Origin of the sequence: Pseudomonas sp. UBA6315, assembly GCF_002438125.1 — a bacterium.
Classification (GTDB): Bacteria; Pseudomonadota; Gammaproteobacteria; order Pseudomonadales; family Pseudomonadaceae; genus Aquipseudomonas; species Aquipseudomonas faucium.
Genome location: NZ_DJTF01000174.1, coordinates 1 through 9,238, shown reverse-complemented (window position 1 = coordinate 9,238; position 9,238 = coordinate 1). Strand labels below are relative to the sequence as shown.

Sequence of the window (9,238 nt, the reverse complement as noted above, 5' to 3'; positions counted from 1 at the left end):
GCTCTAGGCAAACGCTACAATTTAAGGCATAAAACTTGCTTGAATTTGGCGCTCCGGCGCCCTCGTGTAGTGGATGGCGCATGCGCGCCGGCGAACAAGGTATTTAGCCCCAGCCATGAAACCATCGCTCGTCCTAAAAATGGGCCAGCAACTGACGATGACCCCGCAGTTGCAACAGGCCATTCGCCTACTTCAGCTTTCCACCCTGGACCTGCAGCAGGAAATCCAGGAAGCGCTGGAGTCCAATCCGATGCTCGAACGTCAGGAAGACGGCGACGACTTCGACAACAGCGACCCGATGGCCGACAACGCCGAGAACAAGCCGGTTGCCGAAGCCCAGGACAACAGCTTCCAGGAAAGCACCAACAGTGCTGAAACCCTGGAAGACGGTGAGTGGAACGAGCGAATCCCCAACGAGCTCCCGGTCGACACGGCCTGGGAAGACATCTACCAGACCAGCGCCAGCAGCCTGCCGAGCAACGATGACGACGAGTGGGACTTCACCACCCGCACATCGGCCGGCGAGAGCCTGCAAAGCCACCTGCTGTGGCAACTGAACCTGGCGCCGATGTCCGACACCGACCGCCTGATCGCCGTGACCCTGATCGACAGCATCAACGGCCAGGGCTACCTCGAAGACAGCCTCGAAGAGATTTGCGCAGGCTTCGACCCGGAGCTGGATATCGAGCTCGACGAAGTCGAGGCGGTGCTGCATCGCATCCAGCAGTTCGAGCCCGCCGGTGTCGGCGCGCGCAACCTGGGTGAGTGCCTGCTGCTGCAGCTGCGCCAGCTGCCTGCCAGCACGCCGTGGATGAGCGAGGCCCAGCGCCTGGTCAGCGACTTCATCGACCTGCTCGGCAGCCGCGATTACAGCCAGCTGATGCGCCGCATGAAGCTCAAGGAAGACGAGCTGCGCCAGGTCATCGAACTGGTACAAAGCCTCAACCCGCGCCCGGGTTCGCAGATCGAATCGAGCGAGCCGGAATACGTGGTGCCGGACGTGATCGTGCGCAAGGACAGCGAGCGCTGGCTGGTCGAGCTGAACCAGGAAGCGATCCCGCGCCTGCGGGTCAACCCCCAGTACGCAGGCTTCGTGCGCCGCGCCGACACCAGCGCCGACAACACCTTCATGCGCAACCAGCTGCAAGAGGCGCGCTGGTTCATCAAGAGCCTGCAGAGCCGCAATGAAACGCTGATGAAGGTGGCCACGCAGATCGTCGAGCATCAGCGCGGCTTCCTCGACCACGGCGACGAGGCGATGAAACCGTTGGTGCTGCACGATATCGCCGAAGCGGTCGGCATGCACGAGTCCACCATTTCGCGGGTGACCACGCAGAAATACATGCACACCCCCCGCGGCATCTACGAGCTGAAGTACTTTTTCTCCAGCCACGTCAGCACCGCCGAAGGTGGAGAATGCTCGTCCACGGCGATCCGCGCGATCATCAAGAAACTGGTTGCGGCGGAAAATCAGAAAAAGCCATTGAGTGACAGCAAGATCGCTGGTTTACTGGAGGCACAAGGCATCCAGGTAGCCCGTCGCACCGTCGCCAAGTACCGCGAGTCCCTCGGCATCGCACCGTCGAGCGAGCGCAAGCGACTGATGTAGCCCCTGGGTGTGCCACAGCGTTTGTGGGGCAGGTGCAATACCTGCCTCTTTATGCACGGGCAACAAAGGAGAAGCTGTATGCAAGTCAATATCAGTGGACACCAGTTTGAAGTCACCGACGCTCTGCGCGAATACGCCGAATTGAAGCTGAAGCGTGTTGCGAGTCACTTCGACAAGATCACCAACGTGCAGGTCATCATGAAGGTCGAGAAGCTGCTGCAGAAGGTCGAAGCGACCGTGCAGATTCCCGGCGGCGAAGTGGTTGCCAACGCGGAACACGAAGACATGTATGCAGCGATCGACGCCTTGGCCGACAAGCTCGACCGCCAACTGAAAAAACACAAGGAAAAACAGCAGAGCTTGCTGCAAGGTCAAGCCGCCCGCTGATCCCCCTCATCCATGATCCGACTTGAAACCATCCTGACCCCCGGCCGTTCCCTGGTGAACGTGCCGGGCGTCAGCAGCAAAAAACGCGCGCTGGAAACCATCGCCACTGCGGTCCACCGCGAAGTCCCCGAGCTTGATGAGCAAGATCTCTTCGAGAAGCTGATCGCTCGCGAAAAACTGGGCTCCACCGGTTTTGGCAATGGCATTGCCATTCCACACTGCCGGCTCAAGGGCTGCGAAACCCCGGTCAGTGCCCTGCTCCACCTAGCTGCCCCCATCGATTTCGACGCCATCGACGGTGCGCCCGTGGACTTGCTGTTCGTCCTGCTGGTGCCAGAGGCCGCCACCGATGCCCATCTGGAACTGCTGCGCCAGATTGCCAGCATGCTCGATCGCAAGGAAGTCCGCGAGCGCCTGCGTGCTGCACACAGCAGCGAGGCCCTGTACCAGGTTGTCCTGGACGCACAGAACGAGCACTGAACATGCGCCTGATCATCGTCAGCGGCCGGTCCGGCTCCGGCAAGAGTACCGCCCTCGATGTGCTGGAAGACAACGGCTATTACGTCATCGACAACCTGCCAGCCGGCTTGCTGCCGCAGCTGGCGGAGAACGCGCTGATCAACACCGAGCTGTTGCAGCCCAAAGTCGCCGTCTCGATCGATGCGCGCAACCTGCCCAGCCACCTGTCACGCTTTCCCGAACTGCTTGCCGAAGCCCGCGGCCGCCACATCAAGTGTGATGTGCTGTTCCTCGATGCCGACGAGGAGACGCTGCTCAAGCGCTTCTCCGAAACCCGCCGTCGCCACCCGCTGACCAACGCCGACCGTTCGCTGGCCGAGGCTATCCGTGTGGAAAGCGAGTTGCTGGGGCCGATCGCCGACCTTGCCGACCTCAAGATCGACACCACCAGCCTGAACCTCTATCAGTTGCGCGACACGATCAAGCTGCGCCTGCTCAATCAACCCGAGCCTGGCACTGCATTTCTGGTCGAGTCGTTCGGCTTCAAGCGCGGCATGCCGGTCGATGCCGACCTGGTATTCGACGTGCGTTGCCTGCCAAACCCGTATTGGAAGCCTGAGCTGCGCGAACATTCTGGGCTCGAGCAGCCGGTCATCGACTACCTCGCCTCCCAGCCGGACGTCGAAGAAATGTTCAACGACATTTCCAGCTACCTGCTCAAATGGCTGCCCCGCTTTGCCGCCAGCAACCGCGCCTATGTCACCATCGCCATCGGCTGCACCGGCGGTCATCACCGCTCGGTCTACATCACCGAACGCCTAGGCCAGCTGTTGCAACAGTCCCTGAAAAACGTCCAGGTCCGCCACCGCGACCTCTAGCCCACAGGATCCGCCCCACGATGCCCGCCCGCGAAATCACCATCATCAACAAGCTGGGGCTGCACGCCCGAGCGGCCGCCAAGTTCGTTGGCGTGGCCGGGCGCTTCCCTTGCCAGGTGCGGGTGGGGCGTGCACCCGACAAGCTGGTGGATGGCAAGAGCATCATGGCCGTGATGATGCTCGCGGCAGGCAAAGGCACCCAGGTGCACCTGCACACCGAGGGTGAGCAGGACAGTGAAGCGCTGGATGCACTGGTGGCGTTGATCAACAACTACTTCGACGAAGGCGAGTAAGCCGCCTCGAACCGCGCCGGCATCATGGCCGGCGCAGCCCACTCAAGACATCGCGGTATCCATCACCATCATCAGGCAAAAGCCGACGCACAGCCCCAGGCTGGCCAGCCGGTGATGCCCATTGCTGCGCGACTCGGGAATGATCTCCTGTGTGACCACCAGCAGCATCGCCCCCGCCGCACAGGCCAGGCCCAGTGGCAGCAGCAATTCGGCGACATTCACCAGCCAGGCACAAAGTACCGCCGCCAGCGGCTCCACCAGCCCTGACGCGGCGCCGATCAGAAACGCCTTGAACCGCGGCATCCCCGCCCCCGCCAGCACCAGCGCAATCACCAGGCCCTCGGGCACATCCTGCAGGGCAATGCCCATCGCCAGGCTGTCGGCATCGGCCATGCCACCCCCTGCGGAAACGCCGATGGCCATGCCTTCGGGAATGTTATGGGCAATGATGGCGATCACGAACATCCAGATCCGCGCCGCGATCACCGGCTGCTGTGCGGTGCCGACCAACGCCTCGGGCGATGCACCGGACACCTTCAGGTCGACCACGAACAGGCACAACGCCCCGAACAGCAGGCCGAAGCTGATCAGCCCACCCGCGCCCCACGGGCTGAAACCGATGGACTGGGCAGCCTCGAGCCCCGGGATGATCAGGGAAAACGCAGTGGCCGCCAGCATCACCCCGGCGCCGAAGCCCAGCAAGGTGTCAGCCAGGGCCACCGGCATGTTGCGAATCACCAACACCGGTACCGCACCCAGCGCCGTGCCCAGCGCACACAACGCGCCCCCCTCGAGGGCGCGCAGCATGCGTGGGTCCAGGTCCAACCAGGCAATGCCCCGCGCCACCAGCAAGGCCGTGCCGACCAACAGCAGCAGCGTGCCTATGGCCAGGCGAAACAGGCGCACACTCCCGACAGACATCACCTCCGCGCGCATACCGGTTCGGCTCACTTCAATGCTTCAAGGTAACGACGTTCCACCTGCGCCCAATCGATGACGTTGTAGAAGGCACCGATGTATTCCGGACGACGGTTCTGATACTTCAGGTAGTAGGCATGTTCCCAGACATCCAGGCCGAGAATCGGTGTGTTGCCATGCATCAACGGGCTGTCCTGGTTGCCGCTGCTTTCCACCACCAGCGCCTTTTGCGGGGTGACGCTCAGCCACGCCCAGCCACTGCCAAAGCGCGTCAGCGCGGCCTTGGTGAATGCCTCCTTGAAGGCCTCGAAGCCACCCAGTTCGGCGTCGATGGCCTTGGCCACCTGCCCTTGCGGCTGGCCGCCGCCCTGGGGCGACATGATGGTCCAGAACAGCGAGTGGTTGGCATGGCCGCCACCATGGTTGGTGACCGCGCCGCGCAGGTTTTCCGGCAGCTGCTTGACCGCCCCGACCAGCTTTTCAACCGGCCACTCGGCCCATTCGGTGCCTTCCACGGCCGCGTTCAGGCCGTTGACGTAGGTCTGGTGATGCTTGGAGTGGTGGATCTCCATGGTCTGGGTATCGATGTGCGGTTCCAGCGCGTTGTAGGCATAGGGCAACGCAGGCAAGGTATGGGGCATGTCAATGGATTCCGTAGACAGGGGGTCGGGGTGCCACATGCGCCTGGGCGGCCAGTTCACTGGCCCCTGGCGCGTGGCGATTGAGCAGGCGCTCGGTACGCGGGTACTGGCCGTACTCGGCGATGAAACTCAGCAACTCGGTGTAGGTGCGCCCGCTGTGGCGCAGCGCGGCATCCCGCAGCGCCTGCGCCAGGCGCGCGTCCTGGCTGGCCTGCAGCAGGCGCTGATGGGCAGCGCACAGGTAGTCCGCGCTTTCGTGGGGCTGGTTCAGGCGCAGGTGCAGGTCGGCCAGGTTGTGGTGGGCGATGACGAATGCCGCCACCGCTTCGTCAACGTCATGCCAGCGCTCGAACAGCACCTGGGCCAGGGCCAGGGCTTGCAGGTAGAGTTCCCGCGCATCCACCAGCTCGCCCTGTTCGAACAGGCGATTGGCGGCTTGTGTGGTGCGTTTCCAGTGCTGCATGGCGTGTCTCCTGGGCGCTGGCCGGTCAGATGCCGCCAGCGGTGAGTTTTTCCGGGTCGAGCAGCGCCTCGAGCTGGTCACGCGACAGGTCGGTGTGCTCAAGGGCCACGTCGATGATCGGCCGGCCCTGCTGGTAGGCGGTCTTGGCGATTTCGGCGGCCTTGAGGTAGCCGATGATCGGGTTCAGTGCCGTGACCAGGATCGGGTTGCGCGCCAAGGCTTCCTTGAGCTTGCCTTCGTTGACCTTGAAGCTGGCGATGGCCTTGTCGGCGAGCAGGCGGCTGGCGTTGGCCATCAGCTCGATGCTTTCCAGCAGGTTGCGGGCAATGACCGGCAGCATCACGTTGAGTTCGAAGTTGCCCGACTGGCCGGCAATGGCGATGGTCGCGTCGTTGCCGATCACCTGTGCGGCCACCATGGCGGTGGCCTCCGGGATCACCGGGTTGACCTTGCCCGGCATGATCGAGGAGCCCGGCTGCAGACCTTGCAGCTCGATTTCACCCAGGCCGGCCAGCGGGCCGGAGTTCATCCAGCGCAAGTCGTTGGCGATTTTCATCAGCGCCACGGCAGTGGTCTTGAGCTGGCCGGACAAGGCCACGGCGGTGTCCTGGGAGCCGATCAGGGCGAACAGGTTCTGCCCGGGCGTGAACTCGACCCGGGTCAGGGCGCTCAGTTGCTTGGCAAAGCCGGCAGCGAACTGCGGGTGGGCATTGATGCCGGTGCCCACGGCGGTGCCGCCCTGGGCCAGGGCCTGCAGGCTCGGCAGCGTGGCTTCGAGGTGCGCCTTGGCGCCGTTGACCTGTGCTGCCCAGCCATCGAGCACCTGGCTCATGCGCACCGGCATCGCATCCATCAGGTGGGTGCGGCCGGTCTTCACGTACTGATGCACCTGCGCCGATTTGCTTTCGATCACCTGCACCAGGTGGCGCAGCGCCGGCAGCAGTTGCTCATGCAGGGCCAGCGCGGCGCTGACGTGGATGGTGGTGGGGATGATGTCGTTGCTGCTCTGGCCGCAGTTGACGTGGTCGTTGGCGTTGACCGGCTCGCCGAGCACGCGGCTGGCCAAGGTGGCGATCACCTCGTTGGCGTTCATGTTGGAGCTGGTGCCGGAGCCTGTCTGGAACACATCCACCGGGAAGTGCTGGATGAAGTCTTCGCCCAGCAACTGCTCGACCGCCTTGACGATGGCCTGGCCCTGCCCCGGCGAAAGCTGCTCCAGCTCGACGTTGGCCTTGGCCGCGGCCGCCTTGGCCAGCAACAGCGCACGAATGAACTGGGCCGGCATGGGCTTGCCGCTGATCGGGAAGTTGTCGACCGCGCGCTGGGTCTGGGCGCCGTACAGGGCCTGGGCCGGCACCTGCAGTTCGCCCATGCTGTCACGCTCGATACGGGTATCACTCATCATCAAATCCTTGCATCAGTTCATCGGGAGAAATCGACGGCAGCAACCGGCAATTGGCCAGTTGCAGGGCATAGGGTTGCCAGCGCTGGTTCTGTTCGCGGCGGTCGAGGTTGCGCAGGTCGAGCAGCGGGCGCCAGGCCTGGTCCAGGCACAGGCAGCGCCAATGCCAGGGCAGCATGCGGTCGCAGGCGGTATCCAGGAGCAGGCGGAAGGAGGTCAGCGCCACCGTCCATGAAGAGGTTTCGGTGCAGCACACCAGGTAGCGGCCTTCGGCCAGGTAGTGCTCGATCAGGCGCGGCTCGTCGGGTTCGAGGGCGCAGCGGATGCGCCGGCTGAGCCAGCGCCAGTTTTCCAGGTAGGGCAGTTCGCGCAGGACGGGTTTCATGAACATCATCGCCGAGTTACTGGATAATGATATTCATTATTAAGTGATAAATAGAATCACTTCAAGAGGGGTGCGACGAAAGTAAAAAACCCGGCGCGAGGGCCGGGTTCTTTAAAACAGTCTATTTCTGTACCGCCCTCTTCGCGGGACAAGCCCGCTCCCACAGGGTACCCCGCTACTGCGCAGAACCTGTGGGAGCGGGCTTGCCCGCGATGAGGCCGGTACAGACGAAACATCAGCTACCAGCGACGGTCATCCGCTCGATCAGCACCGACCCTGTGTGAATGTTGCTTCGCGTCTCAAGATCGCTGCCAATCGCGACGATCTGCTGGAACATGTCCTTCATGTTGCCGGCAATGGTCACTTCCTGAACGGCATGCTGAATCTCGCCATTCTCGACCCAGAACCCCGCCGCACCGCGCGAATAGTCGCCGGTCACCATGTTCAGCCCATGCCCCATCAACTCGGTCACCAGCAGCCCGCGCCCCATGCGACGAATCAGCGCCGCCTGGTCTTCCACGCCATGGGTGACGTAGAGGTTATGCACGCCACCGGCATTCGCCGTGCTCGGCAGGCCCAGCTTGCGCCCCGAGTAGGTGCCCAGCAGGTAGGACACCAGCTCGCCTTTGTCGACGAACGGCTTGGCATAGGTCGCCAGCCCATCGCCGTCGAAGGCGGCGCTGCCCAGCGCGCGAGAAATATGCGGGCGTTCGTCTAGGGTCAGCCAGCTGGGGAACAGGCGCTGCCCCATCGCACCATCGAGGAACGACGACTTGCGGTAAAGGTTGCCGCCGGAGATGGCCGAGAGGAAGCTGCCGAACAAACCACCCGCCAGCTCGGCGGAAAACAGCACCGGCACCTCGCAGGTCGGCACCGGGCGGGCGCCAAGGCGGCTCGCGGCGCGCAGGGCTGCGCGCTGGCCGATGCTGCGCGGGTCGGCCAACAGGTTGCCCTGGCGGTTCACGTCGTACCAGTAGTCGCGCTGCATCTGCCCGTCGCCCTCGGCGATCATCACGCAGCTCAGGCTGTGCCGGGTAGAGGCGTAACCGCCGATGAACCCGTGGCTGTTGCCGTAGACCCGGCAACCCTGGTGGGTGTTCAAGGTGGTGCCATCGGCATTGAGAATGCGCGGATCGGCGTCGAACGCCGCAGCCTCGCAGGCCAGTGCCATCTCGATGGCCTTCTCCGGCTCGATGTCCCAGTCATGGTAGAGGTCGAGGTCGGGAATCTCGCGGGCCATCAACGCCGCATCGGCAAGGCCTGCGCATTCGTCCTCGGAGGTGTGCTTGGCAATGGCGAGGGCGGCGGCCACGGTTTCGCGAATCGCCTCCGGGCCACTGGCCGAGGTACTGGCCGAGCCCTTGCGCTGGCCGACATAGAGGGTGATGCCAAAGCCCTGGTCGCGATTGAACTCGACCGTTTCGACTTCGCGCTGGCGCACCGTGGTGGACAGGCCCTGCTCCAGCGATACCGCCACCTCACAGGCGCTGGCACCCTGCCGGCGCGCCTCGGCGACGATCGCTTCGACCTGCTCCTGCAACGCTGGCAGGTCCTTGGGGCCTACGCTCTGGACTGCACTCATGGTTTTCTCCACTCAAATTCTGCGTTCGGCAAGGGTCATTCTACGACCGGGCCGGACAAGCGGCCCCCGACTGGTTATCATGGCGGCGATTTCTAGCGGACTGCCACCATGGTTGATTCATACGACGACGCCTTCGACGGCGAAAAAAGCAAAACCCAGATCAAGCGCGAGCTGCATGCGCTGGTCGAACTCGGCGAGCGCCTGACCACGGTCAAGGCCGA

11 protein-coding genes and 1 pseudogene are annotated in these 9,238 nt (G+C 63.5%); 6 read left to right on the top strand and 6 right to left on the bottom strand.

Features of this window, described 5'->3' with window-relative positions:
• Positions 1-115 precede the first annotated feature (115 nt).
• The 5 genes from B3E94_RS20345 to B3E94_RS20325 all read left to right on the top strand — a co-directional run bounded on the left by B3E94_RS20345 (position 116) and on the right by B3E94_RS20325 (position 3,626).
• Positions 116-1,609: an RNA polymerase factor sigma-54 gene (locus tag B3E94_RS20345; protein WP_286914918.1), complete on the top strand. Its 1,494-nt coding sequence runs from the start codon at positions 116-118 to the stop codon at positions 1,607-1,609.
• A 78-nt stretch (positions 1,610-1,687) separates the two neighbouring features.
• Positions 1,688-1,996 (top strand): ribosome hibernation-promoting factor, HPF/YfiA family, encoded by a 309-nt coding sequence (hpf, locus tag B3E94_RS20340; RefSeq protein WP_286914917.1) that lies wholly within the window; start codon positions 1,688-1,690, stop codon positions 1,994-1,996.
• A 12-nt stretch (positions 1,997-2,008) separates the two neighbouring features.
• Entirely contained in the window at positions 2,009-2,476 is a 468-nt protein-coding gene (gene ptsN / locus B3E94_RS20335) for a PTS IIA-like nitrogen regulatory protein PtsN (protein WP_236236741.1), read from the top strand.
• A gap of 2 nt (positions 2,477-2,478) precedes the next feature.
• Positions 2,479-3,333 (top strand): RNase adapter RapZ, encoded by an 855-nt coding sequence (gene rapZ, locus B3E94_RS20330; protein ID WP_286914916.1) that lies wholly within the window; start codon positions 2,479-2,481, stop codon positions 3,331-3,333.
• Between the two features lie 20 nt (positions 3,334-3,353).
• Positions 3,354-3,626, top strand: a complete 273-nt coding sequence (locus tag B3E94_RS20325) for an HPr family phosphocarrier protein (protein WP_176514566.1) — start codon at positions 3,354-3,356, stop codon at positions 3,624-3,626.
• Positions 3,627-3,668: 42 nt separating this feature from the next.
• Here B3E94_RS20325 and B3E94_RS20320 read toward each other — a convergent pair whose 3' ends face one another.
• From B3E94_RS20320 to pmbA, 6 genes are all read right to left on the bottom strand, one after another.
• The gene (locus B3E94_RS20320; protein ID WP_286914919.1) at positions 3,669-4,562 is read right to left on the bottom strand and encodes a ZIP family metal transporter; all 894 of its coding nucleotides are present in this window, start codon (positions 4,560-4,562) and stop codon (positions 3,669-3,671) included.
• Between the two features lie 11 nt (positions 4,563-4,573).
• Positions 4,574-5,185: a superoxide dismutase gene (locus B3E94_RS20315; RefSeq protein ID WP_286914914.1), complete on the bottom strand. Its 612-nt coding sequence runs from the start codon at positions 5,183-5,185 to the stop codon at positions 4,574-4,576.
• 1 nt (position 5,186) lies between these two features.
• The gene (locus tag B3E94_RS20310) at positions 5,187-5,648 is read right to left on the bottom strand and encodes a DUF2753 domain-containing protein (protein WP_236236744.1); all 462 of its coding nucleotides are present in this window, start codon (positions 5,646-5,648) and stop codon (positions 5,187-5,189) included.
• A gap of 25 nt (positions 5,649-5,673) precedes the next feature.
• Complete coding sequence (locus tag B3E94_RS20305; RefSeq protein ID WP_286914912.1) at positions 5,674-7,050, bottom strand: class II fumarate hydratase; 1,377 nt, start codon at positions 7,048-7,050, stop codon at positions 5,674-5,676.
• Entirely contained in the window at positions 7,043-7,444 is a 402-nt protein-coding gene (locus B3E94_RS20300) for a FagA protein (RefSeq protein WP_176514558.1), read from the bottom strand. The genes B3E94_RS20305 and B3E94_RS20300 overlap by 8 nt, the downstream gene beginning before the upstream one ends.
• Positions 7,445-7,670: 226 nt before the next feature.
• On the bottom strand, positions 7,671-9,017 hold the full coding sequence (gene pmbA / locus B3E94_RS20295) for a metalloprotease PmbA (protein ID WP_286914910.1): 1,347 nt from the start codon (positions 9,015-9,017) through the stop codon (positions 7,671-7,673).
• A gap of 108 nt (positions 9,018-9,125) precedes the next feature.
• Here pmbA and B3E94_RS20290 point away from each other — a divergent pair.
• Positions 9,126-9,238, top strand: a pseudogene (locus tag B3E94_RS20290) (ribosome biogenesis factor YjgA); the annotation flags it as partial.

Coding starts and splice junctions, on each gene's coding strand:
- B3E94_RS20345 (WP_286914918.1), top strand. CDS start 116: ATGAAACCATCGCTCGTCCTAAAAATGGGCCAGCAACTGACGATGACC.
- hpf (WP_286914917.1), top strand. CDS start 1,688: ATGCAAGTCAATATCAGTGGACACCAGTTTGAAGTCACCGACGCTCTG.
- ptsN (WP_236236741.1), top strand. CDS start 2,009: ATGATCCGACTTGAAACCATCCTGACCCCCGGCCGTTCCCTGGTGAAC.
- rapZ (WP_286914916.1), top strand. CDS start 2,479: ATGCGCCTGATCATCGTCAGCGGCCGGTCCGGCTCCGGCAAGAGTACC.
- B3E94_RS20325 (WP_176514566.1), top strand. CDS start 3,354: ATGCCCGCCCGCGAAATCACCATCATCAACAAGCTGGGGCTGCACGCC.
- B3E94_RS20320 (WP_286914919.1), bottom strand. CDS start 4,562: ATGCGCGCGGAGGTGATGTCTGTCGGGAGTGTGCGCCTGTTTCGCCTG.
- B3E94_RS20315 (WP_286914914.1), bottom strand. CDS start 5,185: ATGCCCCATACCTTGCCTGCGTTGCCCTATGCCTACAACGCGCTGGAA.
- B3E94_RS20310 (WP_236236744.1), bottom strand. CDS start 5,648: ATGCAGCACTGGAAACGCACCACACAAGCCGCCAATCGCCTGTTCGAA.
- B3E94_RS20305 (WP_286914912.1), bottom strand. CDS start 7,050: ATGAGTGATACCCGTATCGAGCGTGACAGCATGGGCGAACTGCAGGTG.
- B3E94_RS20300 (WP_176514558.1), bottom strand. CDS start 7,444: ATGATGTTCATGAAACCCGTCCTGCGCGAACTGCCCTACCTGGAAAAC.
- pmbA (WP_286914910.1), bottom strand. CDS start 9,017: ATGAGTGCAGTCCAGAGCGTAGGCCCCAAGGACCTGCCAGCGTTGCAG.